Source organism: Paenibacillus sp. FSL H8-0315 (genome assembly GCF_038005365.1).
Lineage (GTDB): Bacteria > Bacillota > Bacilli > Paenibacillales > Paenibacillaceae > Paenibacillus_AQ > Paenibacillus_AQ odorifer.
Genome location: NZ_JBBOTA010000001.1, coordinates 1,207,045 through 1,223,539 on the forward strand (window position 1 = coordinate 1,207,045; position 16,495 = coordinate 1,223,539).

Annotated in this window: 12 protein-coding genes and 1 riboswitch; of the genes, 5 read left to right on the forward strand and 7 right to left on the reverse strand. The window is 43.6% G+C overall.

Annotation, left to right across the window (positions count from 1 at the left end):
* Positions 1-16: 16 nt before the first annotated feature.
* The 3 genes from ribE to mscL all read right to left on the reverse strand — a co-directional run bounded on the left by ribE (position 17) and on the right by mscL (position 2,816).
* Complete coding sequence (ribE, locus tag MHB56_RS05290; RefSeq protein WP_076127451.1) at positions 17-685, reverse strand: riboflavin synthase; 669 nt, start codon at positions 683-685, stop codon at positions 17-19.
* Positions 686-739: 54 nt separating this feature from the next.
* Positions 740-1,840 carry a bifunctional diaminohydroxyphosphoribosylaminopyrimidine deaminase/5-amino-6-(5-phosphoribosylamino)uracil reductase RibD gene (gene ribD, locus MHB56_RS05295; RefSeq protein WP_076304027.1) on the reverse strand — a complete coding sequence of 367 codons (1,101 nt, stop codon included), beginning with the start codon at positions 1,838-1,840 and terminating at the stop codon, positions 740-742.
* 218 nt (positions 1,841-2,058) lie between these two features.
* A riboswitch (FMN riboswitch) is annotated at positions 2,059-2,232 on the reverse strand.
* Between the two features lie 188 nt (positions 2,233-2,420).
* Positions 2,421-2,816: a large-conductance mechanosensitive channel protein MscL gene (gene mscL / locus MHB56_RS05300; protein WP_076127447.1), complete on the reverse strand. Its 396-nt coding sequence runs from the start codon at positions 2,814-2,816 to the stop codon at positions 2,421-2,423.
* Positions 2,817-3,234: 418 nt separating this feature from the next.
* Here mscL and MHB56_RS05305 point away from each other — a divergent pair, with 418 nt between their 5' ends.
* From MHB56_RS05305 to MHB56_RS05320, 4 genes are all read left to right on the forward strand, one after another.
* Positions 3,235-3,948, forward strand: a complete 714-nt coding sequence (locus tag MHB56_RS05305) for a response regulator transcription factor (RefSeq protein WP_076304025.1) — start codon at positions 3,235-3,237, stop codon at positions 3,946-3,948.
* Positions 3,945-5,048: a sensor histidine kinase gene (locus MHB56_RS05310; RefSeq protein WP_076192231.1), complete on the forward strand. Its 1,104-nt coding sequence runs from the start codon at positions 3,945-3,947 to the stop codon at positions 5,046-5,048. Before MHB56_RS05305 ends, MHB56_RS05310 begins: the two co-directional genes overlap by 4 nt.
* A 128-nt stretch (positions 5,049-5,176) precedes the next feature.
* Positions 5,177-6,556 (forward strand): MBOAT family O-acyltransferase, encoded by a 1,380-nt coding sequence (locus tag MHB56_RS05315; protein WP_341143348.1) that lies wholly within the window; start codon positions 5,177-5,179, stop codon positions 6,554-6,556.
* Positions 6,557-6,576: 20 nt separating this feature from the next.
* A complete protein-coding gene (locus MHB56_RS05320; protein WP_341143349.1) occupies positions 6,577-8,079 on the forward strand; it encodes a stalk domain-containing protein in 1,503 nt (500 codons plus the stop codon).
* An 86-nt stretch (positions 8,080-8,165) separates the two neighbouring features.
* Here MHB56_RS05320 and MHB56_RS05325 read toward each other — a convergent pair whose 3' ends face one another.
* On the reverse strand, positions 8,166-11,651 hold the full coding sequence (locus MHB56_RS05325) for a collagen binding domain-containing protein (protein ID WP_341143350.1): 3,486 nt from the start codon (positions 11,649-11,651) through the stop codon (positions 8,166-8,168).
* A 243-nt stretch (positions 11,652-11,894) separates the two neighbouring features.
* Here MHB56_RS05325 and MHB56_RS05330 point away from each other — a divergent pair, with 243 nt between their 5' ends.
* Positions 11,895-12,650, forward strand: a complete 756-nt coding sequence (locus MHB56_RS05330; RefSeq protein WP_076192242.1) for a YwaF family protein — start codon at positions 11,895-11,897, stop codon at positions 12,648-12,650.
* Between the two features lie 54 nt (positions 12,651-12,704).
* Here the strand turns inward: MHB56_RS05330 and MHB56_RS05335 are convergent, their stop codons facing one another.
* The 3 genes from MHB56_RS05335 to MHB56_RS05345 all read right to left on the reverse strand — a co-directional run bounded on the left by MHB56_RS05335 (position 12,705) and on the right by MHB56_RS05345 (position 16,443).
* On the reverse strand, positions 12,705-13,136 hold the full coding sequence (locus MHB56_RS05335) for a peptidylprolyl isomerase (protein ID WP_036676135.1): 432 nt from the start codon (positions 13,134-13,136) through the stop codon (positions 12,705-12,707).
* A gap of 145 nt (positions 13,137-13,281) precedes the next feature.
* Positions 13,282-14,616, reverse strand: coding sequence for a diaminopimelate decarboxylase (gene lysA / locus MHB56_RS05340; RefSeq protein WP_076304021.1), 1,335 nt, complete (start codon positions 14,614-14,616; stop codon positions 13,282-13,284).
* A gap of 126 nt (positions 14,617-14,742) precedes the next feature.
* A complete protein-coding gene (locus MHB56_RS05345) occupies positions 14,743-16,443 on the reverse strand; it encodes a spore germination protein (protein WP_341144358.1) in 1,701 nt (566 codons plus the stop codon).
* Positions 16,444-16,495 lie beyond the last annotated feature (52 nt).

Genomic DNA, 16,495 nt, shown 5'->3' on the forward strand with positions numbered 1-16,495 from the left:
TAAGCAAACTCTTTATTTAAACAAACCCGTTCGCCGCCAAAAAATCATGACTAATCCCGGAGCGGCTCTCGCCTTCCTCATCTTGGGCGGCTGAGCCATAATGCAATAAATGATCTACATATTTGCCAAGTACGTCACACTCGATATTTACACTATCCCCGGCCCGTTTGTGCGTCAGAACTGTTTCCCCTAACGTATGCGGAATAATGGACACTGCAAGCGATGTGGCTGTAGTCTTCACTACAGTTAAACTAATGCCGTCGATCGTGATCGATCCCTTGGGGATAATATATTTAAATAGTGATTTACGATCCGGTGCAATCTCGAATACAACAGCATTCTGATCACGTTTTACACTTTTAATAATGGCAGTGCCATCAACATGTCCTTGAACAATATGCCCTCCAAAACGCCCGCCGGCTGCCATCGCTCGTTCCAGATTCATCCGGCTGCCGGGCTTCAGCTCCTTCAGATTGCTATTCCGGTAGGTCTGCGGCATTACATCCACTGTAAAGGAATGATCGCCCAAAGTTGTCGCCGTGAGACAAACCCCATTGACGGACACACTGTCACCGATTTTTAGATCATCCATGATGACCGAAGCGGCAATATTCAGCACCATCATTTCCCCACCGGCGGAGACACTGCGCAAAACACCAACCTCTTCAATTAATCCGGTGAACATGATATCCCTCCTAAAAAGCATTACTTCCTAAATTCACTTCTTGCATAGCTTTTGTTAGCGTACCGGAGTACCGCTGATACATACATTATCTCCTAGCACTTTTACTTCCAATCCTTCAAGTGAGATCGCATCCTTCATCAGCTCTACACCCGGAAATACGAAAGTCCCTTTCGCTTCTGCACCACCGCCGACAATTTTTGGAGCGAAGAAAAGAATCACACGATCCACTAGCCCGCTCTCCAGCATCGCGCCATTCAGCGTCCCCCCGCCTTCCAGTAAAATAGAGCCTATCTCCATTTCGCCAAGAGATATCATGGCCGCCTTCAGCTCCACTCTTGGACCTGCTCCGCACACAACGATTTGAATGCCTGCTTCCAGCAGTGCAGCCTTTTTAGCAGGATCTGCAGCATCGGTTGTTACAATAAGTGTAGGCGCTTGACCATCACATACAACTGCCGAATCCAGAGGAATACGTAGCCCGGAATCAATGATGATCCGCGTCGGGTTAATGCCAGGCACTTCTGTTCTTGTTGTCAGAGAGGGATTATCAGCAATCACTGTATTCACACCGACCATGATACCCTGATGCCGATGCCGCAGCGTATGTACGATCTCCCGCGCTTCCCCATTCGAAATCCATTTACTGTCACCAGATTTGGTAGCTAGATTGCCATCAAGTGTACTTGCACTCTTCAGCGTAACAAAAGGTTGTTTTGTCAAAATATATTTGATAAAACGCTCATTCAATCGAAGCGCGCGATCACGCAACAAACCGACTTCGACCTCAATCCCTTGGTCACGCAGCATTTGGATTCCTCTTCCTGCCACCTGGGGGTTGGGGTCTTCACAAGCAACTACAACCCTAGCTACCCCTTCATCGATCAGCCTTTGGCTGCAAGGTGGAGTTTTTCCATAATGGCTGCACGGTTCTAGTGTGACATATGCCGTACTGCCCTGTGCCTGCCCAGCTGCCATATTCAAAGCGTGCACCTCGGCATGCCCCGTACCTCGCTGTAAATGAGTTCCGAGTCCAATCATTGCTCCATTCTTCACCACAACGCAGCCAACAACAGGGTTAATTCCCGTCTGTCCTTGGGCACGTTCGGCCATGTCCAGTGCTAGCGACATATAAAACTCATCATTCATGTTGTCCATCTCTTCCTCCTATCCACTGCTGTCAATTCTTAAGCTAAAAAAACAGAAAAACCCATCTCATTCTCCAGGAGGAGTTCAAGATGGGTTATGCGAGAGTTCATCGGCAGTCCAAATAAAAGTGTGCTTAAACAGCCGTCAATTGACGGGTATTGTGAAATATCGCACATGATTATATGAAAACACTGCGATCCGCCAGTCCATTGCAGACAAGCGGTCAACCTCTCCTTCTTCCATCCAGACTATACTGTCGGTCCCGGAATTTCACCAGGTCCACCGTTCGCGTCAACAACGCGAGCCGGGTAGCGGACTGAGCACTGTAGATGAACTGAATAAGTTACTTCTACAACAGCATCACCGCCGGTAGGGAATTACACCCTGCCCTGAAGGATTGATCCTTTATTTAATTGAGGTTCAAGTTTTCCTTACTAACAAAATTATCACTTACACCAGCGAAATGCAAGTGCGTTTATTATATTTACTTAAAATTTGTAACTAGATTATAGATTGTACTGAGTTTATAAAAGGAAACCAAAAAGCGCTAGGACAAGGACTCCTGGCGCTTCTTGGTTATATTTCAGGATTACAAACCACGTTCTTGTTGTTTCAAAAGATCACGAATTTCCGTAAGCAGCACGATATCCTCTGCAGGTGCTGGAGTCTCTACCACTTCAACTTTAACGGCTTCTTTGCGCTGAAATTTATTGGCGAGCTTGATCACCAGAAAGATGGAGAACGAAATAATAAAGAAATCCACAACCGATTGTAAAAATAGTCCGTAAGGTATTTTCAGGTCCGTAGTGACTTCAAGCACCCTGTCCTTTAAATCTATACCACCCGTAAGCAAACCTGCAATTGGCATAATAATGTCATTTACTAATGAAGTTACAATCTTTCCGAATGCAGCTCCAATAATGACCGCAACCGCTAAATCAAGAACATTTCCTTTTAAGGCAAAAGCTTTAAATTCTTTCCACATATACCAAATAACCCCCAACATATATAATTTGAAATTATTATAGCATAGTAGCTTCCTATTTCTTAAGACTTGTTAAGAAACTATTAAGTTTCCCTTTACTTTTATCTGCCACCGCTGTTAAGAAGTTTCCTGTTAAATAAAGTTTAAGAATTATTTCTTACATGATAGAGCCATGGCTGAGAATGTATTATCTACAGATCAACACATGGATTGAGGTACAGCGATCAGAGCAAACTAAAAGGAAAAACCAAACTGGCATAATGCTGTGGCGGATTTGGTCTTTTATTCCACTAATTTATTAGCTGCTATACAGTACCTTTGCCTTCACTGGTCTTCAAATGAGGCTTCCAAACAAGAAAATGTTGTATACTTCTTATAGCAAGAATTGCGCTTTACAAGCAAGAAAGGACGCTGAGAAATGCACAACGCAACGCTGCTATTGGTGGACGACGAGGCCGAGATTATTAAACTAATGCAGATCTATCTGGAGAACGAGGGTTACCGGCTGTTAACTGCCAAAGACGGGCTGGAAGCACTCGAAATTATCAATAGAGAGATTATAGACCTCATGGTTCTTGATATCATGATGCCTAATATGGACGGCATTGAGGCTTGTATTAAAATTCGAGAAACGCAAAAATTTCCGATCATCATGTTATCTGCTAAAGGGCAGGAACTTGATAAAATCACCGGACTTAGCGTAGGTGCAGATGATTATGTTACGAAACCTTTTAGTCCGCTGGAGTTAGTTGCCCGTGTTAAATCCCAGCTGCGCAGAACTCGAAATTACATGGCAGATCTAAACGCCGCCAAACAGGATGAAATCATCATTGATGGTCTGGTTATTAATTCGGTTACGCATGAAGTAAGTGTGGATGATCAGCCCGTTAAGCTTACCCCGCGAGAATTTGCGATTCTAGAGCTGCTCGCCCGTAATAAGGGACAAGTCCTAAGCATGGAGCAGATCTACGCCAAAGTATGGAAAGAACAATTCCTGGAAAGCAACAATACACTTATGGTGCATATTCGTAAAATCAGAGAAAAAATAGAAGAAAATCCGCGTAAACCACAATACTTAAAAACGGTATGGGGCGTTGGCTACAAACTGGAAAAAGGAGGTCCTTCTAGTTGAACTTTAAACGATTCGACACCCTATCCTGGAAAATAGTTGGCTTCAGCTTAACGAGCCTAGCACTCACCGCTTTAATCTTAATGGGCGGCTATTACGGCACTTCACTATTGCTGTGGTTAAATCCTTCACGCTCCTTTTGGGGAGTCAGACTCATTCTCTGGGTGATCAATACCATTGGATCAACGCCAGTTGTGATTCTTATAGGGATTCCTTTATTTATTTTTTTCATCCTAAAACTGTCCAGAAATACAACTAAGAATCTTCACAACATTACTAGCGGAGTTCAGGCCATTGCGGATGGCAATTTGTCTTTCACGGTGCCGGTAACAGGTACGGATGAACTCGGAAAGCTCGCTGAAAATATGAACACTATGGCTGGCAAGCTAAAATCTGCTATAGAGGAAGAACGAGCCGCTGCAAAAGCCAAAAACGACCTAATCACAGGTGTGTCCCATGACCTCCGAACCCCACTAACCTCTGTTCTCGGATTCCTTGAATATGTGGAGAAGGATCGTTATAAAAACGAGGTTGAGCTGCGTTATTATGTGAATATTGCCTATGAGAAATCTTTGACTCTTAAAAAGCTAATCGACGATTTATTTGAATACACTCGCGTCAGCAGCAGCGGATTACCGCTAAATATTGAGCCTGTAGATCTCGGCAAGCTGCTCGAACAGCTGATTGAGGAATTTGCACCCGTACTGGAACAAGCAGATATGACCTACCGCATTCATACAGATACAGCTCCTCTGATTATCAACGGAGATGCGGACGAGCTGGTGCGATTGTATGAGAACCTATTTACCAATGCCGTAAGATACGGAAAGGAAGGAAAAATTCTAGACATTTCTGTTGTTAGAAAAGACGATAGAATAGTTGCTCTATGTACGAATTACGGTACTCCTATCCCTGCATCCGACCTCCCCCACTTATTTAAACGCTTTTATCGTGTCGATAAATCCCGCTCCCGAGAGACAGGCGGAAGTGGCTTAGGGCTGGCCATAGCCAAGAGTATTGCAGAGCTTCACGGCGGAACCATTACAGCCAAAAGCACACGCAAACAAACTGAATTTGAAACCTCTTTCCCTGTGAGCGAATGATGCTTGCAGGGATTTTTTTGTACAATCTCATCCATTAAGAAAATGATAAGATTTCATAACATAAAGCCTTAAGATCTCTGGCTTATAGTGATTTCATACCAAATCTGCTATAAGTGAGGATTGTTGTTATGCTATTTAATTCGTATCCCTTTATGTTTGGTTTTCTGCCTATCGTGCTGGCCGGATATTTTATTCTGAATCGTCTTCGTCTCACACTCTGTGCTAAGGTATGGCTTACCCTCGCCTCTTTAGTTTTTTACGGGTATTGGAACATAAAATATGTCCCTCTAATCTTGTTATCCATCTTATTTAACTATGTTATGGGCCATTTCATTCATTCCACAACAGCTAAGCTTCGCCGGCCGCTGCTAATCTTTAGCTTAAGCACAAATATTCTATTACTCAGCTATTACAAATACACGGATTTTTTTATAGAAAATTGGAATGAGGTAACCGCAAGCAACCTTTCTCTGCACCATCTTATATTGCCTTTAGGCATAAGTTTCTTTACCTTTACACAAATCGCCTACCTCGTTGATGTTTACCGGAACCAAGCGCGTGAGTACAATCTTTTGAATTACACGCTATTTGTGACTTTTTTCCCGCATCTGATCTCCGGTCCCATCCTTCATCACAAGGATATGATGCCCCAATTCGATAAACTGCGAAATAAGGTTTGGAATTGGAACAACATACGGAAGGGGACCCTCTTCTTCAGCATCGGATTAGGAAAAAAAGTCATCCTAGCGGATACCCTAGCTGGTTATGCTGATAACGGTTTTGCAGCTGCAACATATTTTGTAGATTCATGGGTGGCTATCCTTTCCTATACCTTACAAATCTACTATGATTTCAGCGGCTATACCGATATGGCGATTGGAATAGCACTGCTGTTCAACATCCATCTGCCGCAAAATTTCAATGAACCCTACCGAGCCGTAAGCATCCGCGATTTCTGGAGACGCTGGCATATTACGCTCAGCCATTTTCTTAGAGATTATATCTACATTCCACTTGGCGGCAACCGGAAAAGCTTCTGGATTTCGATCCGAAATGTCATTATTACTTTTCTGCTCGGTGGTTTCTGGCACGGTGCGGGTTGGCTGTTCATCCTGTGGGGGCTCTTGCATGGAGTAGGACAAGCTGTAGAGAAATGTTGGGGACGCTGGGGCTTCTCCCTTCCCAAATGGTTATCATGGTTGCTGACTTTCATATTTGTGAACATCACATGGGTATTTTTCCGTGCAGAACATATATCGCAGGCATTTCGTTTGTTGAAAGGGATGAGTGGACTTAACGGGGTATCTATGCAATCTATTGGATCGCTTAAATGGGCAATCATCCTGATTCTCATCTTAATGACGATCATTCTCTGGAATCCCCTTCATCTGTTGAACAAACATAATTTTCAGTATAGCTGGAAAACAGCATTTGTAATGGCATTTATCATTTTGTTCTCGCTGTTATTCTTCAGCCGAATTACAACCTTTTTATACTTTAACTTCTAGAACTGTAAGGAGGAATGATGATGCTTGCATCACGGCTTCAAAATAATAACAACCCACGTAAATCCCCCGGGATTCATACTAAATCGAAACGTTTCATAGGTTATTTCCTGCTTTGTTTCAGCTTGTTAGCGCTTCTAACGGCGCTGATTACTGCTTTTATCGACCCATTACAATTCTATCACCGTCCATCGTGGTATACCCCACTCTTGTCAGAAGAAGAACGTTATCAGAATCCGGGTTTAGCTAAAAATTACGACTACGACAATATTATCATCGGCACGTCTATGACAGAGAACTTTCTTCCCTCTCAAGTAGATGCCAGCTTAGGTGGGACAACCTTAAAGTTATCTATGGAAGGATCCACGGTCGATGAGCATTATAAAATTGCCAAACTCGCCTTGGAGACAGGCAAAGTAAAACAAGTGCTCTGGGGTTTGGATTATTTCTCTTTGAAACTCGCCACAGCGGAAGATGAGGAAGATTTCCCTGACTATCTATATGACGGCAAACTATGGACCGACTACAAATACTGGTTCAATTCATCTGTATATAAACAATTTATAAGCAGCATCAAAAACAACCTGAGTGGTGAAGCTAAACAGAATTTGGAATATTTATACAACTGGGATAACAAAGTAGTGTTTGGCAAGCAATACGTTGCAGAATCTTACCTAATGGCTTGTGACAAGGAGCTGGATTACGGTACTAACGAGGAAAGCATTGAGCAAGTAAAGGGCTATTTTAATACGTATATCCGTCCTCTGCTGGAGGAATATCCCGATATCCAGTTTTATTTCTACTACCCACCCTACAGCGTTATGCGTCAGGTCGCTTGGTCTGCCAGCAATCCCGTTCGCTTTAACAATCAGCTTTTCATGCGGCAATGGATATTCGAGCAATTTGAACAGTTTCCAAATGTGAAGCTATACGATTTCCAAGCCGAAGCGGATTGGACATTCAATCTAGACCTCTATAAGGATTTAAGCCATCATAATGGTGAGGTTAACACGTGGATAGCAGAAGCTATCGGACAGGACAATTCCAAATATCGGGTAACCTCCAGCAACATAAAGGCGCTTAATAGCTCGCTGGAATCACAGGCGGAAAGCGCCGTTATGGATAATAACGGAAAAGTTTATCGCAGCAGTGTACAAGTAAATGGATTACCACTAGCACTTAACATCCGTTTAGTGCAAGGAAATAAAGAATTATGGCTGCCCGCCAAAGATATCGGGACAGCCCTGGGTGCATCCATAACGTGGGATGCGGCCACTAAAACTGTATCGCTTACTTCCGCCGAGAACACCGTTACTATGACTGTGGGCAGTGTCAAAGCACTCGTGAACGGGAAAGCTCTCACCATTGATGCTGCGCCGCTACTGGCAGGAGGAAAAGTTTTAGTCCCGCTAGCCTTTGTTGCGGAACAGCTCGGCTGGAATCTCTCAAGTGAAAAGGAAGGCGAATGGCTGCGGTATAACCTAAGCACCTCAGATAACGCCGGTACACTTAAGAATCAGCCATAAAATTTTCAAAAAAAAGCATAAAAGCACCCGGCGTTTATCATGCTGGGTGCTTTTGCATAAAAATCTTAAATCACACTAATCTCCGATCACTCTGTCTTACCTCTACGTCTAAATACTCGGTTCATAACAAATCCTATGGTTATCAACCCTATTCCCGACAGATACAGAGGCAAAGGACTGTTCTCACCTGTCTTCGGCAGCTGAGGAGCACCCGAAGTGCTATTGTTCACCGTACCTTTTGGTACTTCTTCATCGTCGATATCAACTTCTCCTAATGGAATTTCTTCTTCGGTAATCTCTTGCTCAGGAGTTCCCTCATCGGTTGATGTCGCGGATCCTAGATCGGCCGCATTTCCAGGACCAGCAGGAACAGCTGGATCATTAATAATTACTTCGGGTACGGGCGAGCTTGTAGACGTGGGTACCACCGAACCTCCAGATGTGCTGCTTGTAGGGATGGGTGTATGTGCAGCAGTCGCTTCTGGTGATGGAGAAACCGTCGGTGCTGGCGTTGTTGATGGTGCAGGTGTTACGGTTGGTTCTGGTGTTGTTGTTGGAGCACCAGTTGGTTCTGGCGTTACCGTAGGCGTGGGCTCCACTGCTTTTTGATTCGTAATCACCAGTTGAATCGCTAACGAGGAACGAATCTCCACTGGATGCTCGGATGTATCGAGCACGTAACCATTTGGAGCTGCTGTCTCCACCAATACATAGCTACCCAGCCATATTTTATTAAATGTAGCTGTACCCTCTGCATCTGTAGTTAGACTGTTAATCAGTACACGTTCCGTGCCATTTAGTCGATACAATGCAAAAGTCGCATCACCAAGCGCCTTTATGTTATCTTCAGCATCTAGCTTCTTAATATTGAGAGTGCCTCTTCCCCCGCTGCCTGTGCCAGAACCGCTGGAAACCCCGACAATAATTTCTTTAGAGGTTTCTTTACTTATTTCGCTGCCGTTAAAACCACTGAAATGTACAGTATTTATTACTTTGTCTCCAGTGTTAGCCACAATCAGGGATTGATATTCGAGAATGTAAGCCCTGCTGATTTCATAGGCAAAGCTTAACTCAAAGGATTGTTTTCCATCGGCATCCGTTGTGATAACAACGCTATAATCAATACCCTGAATCAATTCAGGGCCGCTTTTCGTGATATCTCCGTTCACAGCTACAGCCGTAGGATACAGATGGAATGAATTCTGCAGCAAAATTTGATTAGCACTAGGAGTATCTTTGATTAGAGCATCCTTTACAGTAGACTGCCCCCGGTTAATTTGCAGGCTCCAGTCGATTTTATCCCCGTTTTGTGTACCGTCCTTCAGCACATAATCCTCTCCAAAAGGAATTTTTACGGAGGCGGTCAAACCTTTGGAAACCACTTTTGTTCCATCATAGAGATTAGCTTTATTATCAATAGTAGTGCCTATTATTTGCCCTTCAAGACTTGTGTTAAATTCAATGTAGAAAGCGGAGTTAATCTTATCTGTAAAAATAACCTTTAATTCATTATCGCTATTTACGCTATTTACGCTATTTACGCTATAGCTATATTTATTAGGATTCACTTCTGTACCCTTGGTAGGGTCACCATTCTTTGCAATATTCATAGTGTAAACTTTTAGTGAACCAGGAACCAAGGTCTGGCCTGATTTTAAAATATCAACAAGCGCCGGAGCTTCGAGGGTTTTGCCGTTATAATTGGCGCCTATCGTCCAAGTAATTTTTTTAGTTGAAGCATCGTAGGCTCCCCCTTTAAATCCATTGTTTTTCGCCTCAGGTCTAGGAATGAATAACCCTTCTGCTTCTATCGTGCGTAAGGCTTCAGTAGTGTCCATCCAGTCTAACCGAACTTTGTTATTGAAATTTTCAGTTTTAGCCCAAATCCAATCCTTGTTAAATTCTGTAGTATAGCTAATCGTATAAAGACCAGATATCGGTGAATTAAACACTACCTTGAAGCCTTTATTAGGCTCGACAGGTGAGTTGTACACTAGATCATAGTTATTTGGATTTAAAACATTCCCATTCAGATTTCTAATCACCAGTGATTCTGGAATAAACTTTAGGCCGCCAAATGGGAAGGATTCGGTAACTGTAACATGGCTCATCGGGTAATTATCACTATTCAATGTGACCTTCCAACCCAAAATTTTATTCTGATAATCTACGGTTGATAAAGTCTTATAAAGAATGGAAGACCGGATTAATCGGGTAGCCTGATCACTATACGTACTATCAGATACTGTATTAGTTATGGTGGCATCCTCAAACACGCGTTTTATCGCTTTTGTCTTATATTCGATTCGATATGGTGAAGTAACATCGTGTGCAAATTGCAATACAAATCCAGACTTATGAACGTCTGACGTGGAAACAACCGTGTAGTCAACATCCTTTGTCAAAACCTTGCCTAACGTTGCACCACCGGAAGAATCCAGCTGCTCAGCATATATTTTTAGCGAATCGGCTACCAGCTCTTGAGAATCATCGAACAAATCTGTTAACACAGCGTTTCCTTGCGGGATATTCTTTTCATTGTAGTTATATTCAATTGCCCAGGAAATGATCTGTTTGCCCCCATCATAGCTTGTGGAATACTTTTTCAAGCTTCCTCCACGTTCTACATTCACTGTGGCAGAGGAGCTGGCAGGCTCTTGCCCATCTCCTGAAAAAGTTGCAGTATTGGTGAAGCTTAGCTGATGGTCATTAGTAATCCCTGTGGAATATACAATACGGTAAGCCTCTTTAATCACAGGTTCCGTAAAACGGACAATCAATGACCCTCCGGAGAGCTCTGCAGAGTATTTGCTTGTGTCGAGCAATGCTCCTTCCGTTACTGAACCATCCAATTGAATGCTCAGTTGATACACGCTCACTGTGACTGGAGTATTTAATGATAAGCCTGAAGGGATGGGGTCCGTCACAATGGCATTCCCCACGGCTTCCAAAGACTTATTGACATCAACAGTCCATAATATTTGGTTCGCATTGAAACCTTCGGCAATACCTCTCTTCTCTATAGTCGATCCAACACTTGGTTTAAAATTTACTGTCACTGTCTGAATACCGCCGCTCACGGGAAATAAAATATTCTGTATAGTACTGCCCGAGATTTGCTGTTTATCGAATTTAGTATTTAACCGCAGCGTTCCCTGCACGTCATCATGCGTTTCTATGTAGTCATTAAAAGTCATTATCACTTCATGTGAAATTTGCCTGACTTCAAAGCTCCCTACATCTCCATCCTCAGAGACCAACGGTCCGTTAAAATCATTAAATAACTGGAACTGTTCTGGAAGCTGAAAAGTAAAAGTGTCACCTTGCTTGTAATTATGATTTTTAGGAAGAGACCAATTATAATCCAAGGTAACATTAGCATCTCGTTCGTATACGCTGTTCGTGACCGTGATTCCATCTGGCCCGTAAACAGCCATTGAAACACTGGTGATGATATTTCTTTCGTCATCAATCGCAGCCGCTTTTACTTGCGGAGCAAATCCGATGCCATAGGCATATTGGGCCACAAGCATCAAAATAATGACCATTACACTTATTTTTTTCTTAAACATGTTCCTGTTGCCTCCATTTTCTTGTTCTAATTGTTTTCCACCCCTGCATGTTCAAAAGCTTCATATGTAATTCCGCGCCCTACGCCCCATCTTATGTTAATATAATGAAAAGTCTTCCTTATGCGGTGGAGTTGACAGAACATATACATATATACCCATTTTATGGATATCTAGAATCAAGATTATTAAAATTCTCAAACTTTATTTTTGATGGATGTTTTCACGTTCAAAGGAGGTTCATCTATGCAGCTTTCATCTTTTTTTGATCGCCAGCACGCGGAGGATTTCATCATGTTCTCCTCTTCGCATTGGGTTGCGCTGTCTATCATTACGTTAAGTTGTCTACTGCTCTATGGTTTACGGTTTGAAATTCGTACAGATTCAAGACTTCGGCAAAGCGTGCGTTTGCTGCTAATCATTCTACTTGTAGTCTCAGAAGCCGGGCTGCAAATGTGGTACATCGCTCAGAACATCTGGCGCTCCAGCTCCTCATTACCATTCGAGCTCTGTGGAATCACTCTACTGCTGTCTATTATCATGTTAATTTCACGCAGTCGAACCCTTTATTCCTTTCTCTACTTTGCCGGGATCGGCGGAGCATTTATTGCGTTGCTCACCCCTAACCTAGTTTATCCGTTCCCTCATTTCCGCTTTCTCCTGTTTTTTATAGCTCATGGTTCTATTATTCTGGCGTCTCTTTACATGACCTGGATTGAGGGCTACAAGCCGACTTGGAGATCTTTACTCATCACCATGCTCGGCCTCAATATTGTGGCTGCCTGCATCTGGACTGCTAATTACTTCCTAGGCTCAAACTACATGTTTCTATCCCAGAAACCTAGTACCTATTCCGTATTGGATTATTTTGGACCTTATCCTTATTACCTGCTTGTTGAAGAGCTGTTTGCCTTCACTGTGTTTCTAGCTATGTATTTGATATTCTTCTGGCTGCCAGAGCGGCGCAATTCACGGCGTAGACAGGTTAGGCGGATTCTTTAACAACACAAAAAAGCCAGCCCCGATATTCGGAGACTGGCTTTTAACTATTAAATCTTAAGCTTCGATGATTTCTACCGAAGTCATTTTGTCGCGTCCTTTGAAAGCATCAACAAGATCCATGCCTTCTACTACTTTACCAAACACAGTGTGTACTCCATCCAAGTGTGGTTGTGGAGCGTAGCAGATGTAGAACTGGCTTCCGCCTGTGTTCTTACCTGCATGTGCCATTGCAAGTGTTCCGCGTTCATGTTTGTTTGGGTTAATTTCGCAGTTGATTGTGTAACCTGGGCCGCCAGAGCCAGTTCCGTTAGGACATCCGCCTTGAGCAACGAAACCAGGGATAACACGGTGGAATGTCAATCCGTTGTAGAAACCTTCTTTTGCCAGCTTTTCAAAGTTGGCTACAGTGTTAGGTGCATCTTGATCGAACAAGTCCAGCAGCACTACACCGCCATTTTCTAGAGTGATTTTCGCTTGCTTTGCCATATGTAAATGACCCCTTTCAAAATTAACAAATTTAGAATACCTCAATTATATTACTATGAAACCACGCACAAAGCAAAGCAAGCAGGAGACTTTCCTGCTTGCTCTATATGCTGCTCAACTTTACCCACCTTACAGCAGCAGGCTATTACTTAGCAACAACTGTCTGTTTGGCGATACGCTCTGGTACAATATCGTTGGCAATAAGATCCGTATAGCTTTCACGACGCACTACAAGATCGCTTTGTCCGTTCTGTACGAATACTAAAGCCGGACGGCGAAGACGGTTATAGTTGCTGGCCATGGAGTAATTGTACGCGCCTGTGCAGGCTACAGCCAACAAATCGCCGCTTTCAGCCTTCGGCAGCTCTACATCCCAGATCAACATATCTCCGCTCTCGCAGCATTTACCAGCGATGGAGACAGTCTCAGTTGCGTCTTCGTTAGCACGGTTAGCAAGCAATGCCTCGTATTTAGACTGATACAAAGCAGGGCGTGGATTGTCGGTCATTCCACCATCAACAGCAACGTACTTACGCACGCCAGGAATGTCCTTGTTAGATCCTACAGTGTACAATGTAGTACCTGCATCTCCAACAATACTACGGCCCGGCTCCACCCAAATTTCCGGCAAAGCACTATAAATTCCAGCAAAATGAGTCTTCACTGCATCCGTAATCGCTGCAACATATTCAGAAACATGTAATGGGGTATCTCCCTCGACATAACGAATCCCGAAACCTCCACCAAGATTGACTACACGGAAGTCCACTTCCAAGCCTTCTTTAACACTGCGGGCAAAAGTTGCCACACGCTCAACAGCTAGCTGGAAACCATCGGTTTCAAAGATCTGCGAACCAATATGGGAATGCACACCAAGCAGCGTGATATTCTTTTTGCTGACTGCTGCTTTCACTGCTTCATAGGCCGATCCATTACCGATATCAAAGCCGAATTTGGAATCTGTCTGGCCCGTTGCGGTATATTCATGAGTATGCGCTTCTACACCTGGTGTCACCCGCAATAAGATGTTTACATTAACTTCTTTACGTGCAGCAATGGACTGCAAAAGGCTAAGCTCTACCAGATTATCGACTACAAAGCAGCCGATTTTGGCATCAATCGCCATTTCGATCTCTTCAGATGTCTTATTGTTGCCATGAAAATGGATGCGTTCTGCCGGGAAGCCAGCTTGCAAAGCTGTATATAGTTCGCCGTCGGATACAACATCCAGTGACAAACCTTCTTCATCAGCCAAACGAACCATTGCCATTACTGAAAACGCCTTGCTTGCGTAAGCTACTTGGAAACCAAGGCCGGAGGCTTTAAAAGCATCCATATATTCCCGGCAACGTTGTCTAACCAATTGCTCGTCCAATATATATAGCGGGGTTCCATATTCCGCTTTCAATTCAGTTACATCACATCCGCCGATCTCCAAATGCCCAGCATCGTTAATGCGGCTAGTACCGTGTAGAAACATTCTTTAGTCCTCCAATTTCTGTGGAATATCAAGGTTCCACCCTGTCTTAGTGTATTCAGTATAACAGACAGTGGGAACTCCATTGAATGGACTAATTTGCAGTAGTTTTGTATTTTCCTACGATTGTTACTCATTCTCTTGAGATGGCGGCATTCTGGTATTGTCTCTGGTTTTGTTAAAAGACGGCCTTTCCTTCGAACTTAAGACCGGTTTACGCAATAGAATTTCACTCATTGCCTTTGCATTAAAGGGTATAAACGGCCACATATATGAGGAGTTATAGGACCGATGAGTGGTTAAGAAGATAGTCAGTAACGTCGTGCCAATCATAAAGCCTGGTACCTGGAACGCCGCTACGGAAATTAATAACACAAGCCTGACTATACGGTTCGCCAGACCCAGCTCATAACTCGGAGTCGCAAACATACCGATTGAGGCTACCGCCATATACAGTACTACTTCGTTTACAAACAGACCACTCTGCACCGCTATATCACCAATCAATATGGCTGCAATCAGACCCATCGCTGAGCCTAAAGGTGTTGGGGTATGCACGGCGGCCATCCGCAGTAAATCAACCCCAAGCTCTACAATCAGAAACTGAGCGAGAATAGGAATTCTCGCTGTCTTTTGCGGCCCGATAAAATCCAGCATAGCAGGCTTTAACTCAGGATGGATAACAAGCAGCATCCATAATGGGAGCAGGAACATGGAAGCGAAGATGCCGATGAAACGGACCCACCGCAGATATGTCCCCATAAAAGGAGTCTGGCGATTCTCCTCCGCATGCTGGCAAAGATCAAAAAAGGTAGTCGGAAGAACAATTACAATGGGCGAGGTATCCACGAATAATATGACCCGTCCCTCTAATAAATTGGAGGCTACAACGTCAGGGCGTTCAGAATAACGCACCATAGGATAAGGGTTCCACCCTCCGCCGATAATCGCTTCTTCCAATTGCTTATCCGCCAGTGGAATACCATCGATATCGATGCTGTTGATTTTATCGATGACTGACGTTACTTGCGTTTTATCAACGATATCATCGATGTAAGCCACGCAGACATCTGTCCGTGTCCGCCGTCCCACTTGAAACATTTCAAGCTTCAGCCCCGGATCACGTATCCGCCTTCTTACAAGTGAAATATTACTAAGCAGGGTTTCTGTAAAACCATCGCGCGCACCACGCACCACCCGATCAATCGAGGGTTCATCAGGACTTCGCATGGGGTAAGATCGAGTATCCATTAGGATAACTTTGTTCTCACCCTCAATAAATAGTGCGCTCATTCCTTTTAATACTTTATCGAAACATTCACTTAATACACTACCCTCTTCAACTTGAATATGAGGGATGTATTCGTTCATAAAGCTACCTAATACACCTGCGGACAAATTTTCTGAAGAAAGGTAGGTTAGTCGTTTCAGAATTTCATCCGTCACATCTTCGTTGGTGAATCCGCTTAAGCAGAGTAAAGCTGTCTTATGTCCCCCAAAGGACATTTCTCTAAACGTCACATCAAAACTTGTTCCCAGCCCCATCACTTCGGTCAGCGTGTTTTTTGTTTCTTGTAGAGAACCTGGGATATGATCATTGCCTTGCCAATAAATAACGGATTCCTTTAATGAGTTAGAATGCTCACTATCGCGTTTGTTTTGTAGCTTATCTTTACTTTTGTTCTGAGACTGCTGCTGCGCCTGCTTCTTTGAAGGCTTCGGTTGAGCTTGAGACTCCTCCCCAGTACCAGCATCGTTACCTGTTCCGCCTGCTGCCTGAGCATTCTGATCCTGTCCCTCATCATCTGATTCTGAATCCTCTGAATCCATACCAAATAACCTGGCAAAAAAACCTTTACTCGGCTCATTTGGCTCCTGATTG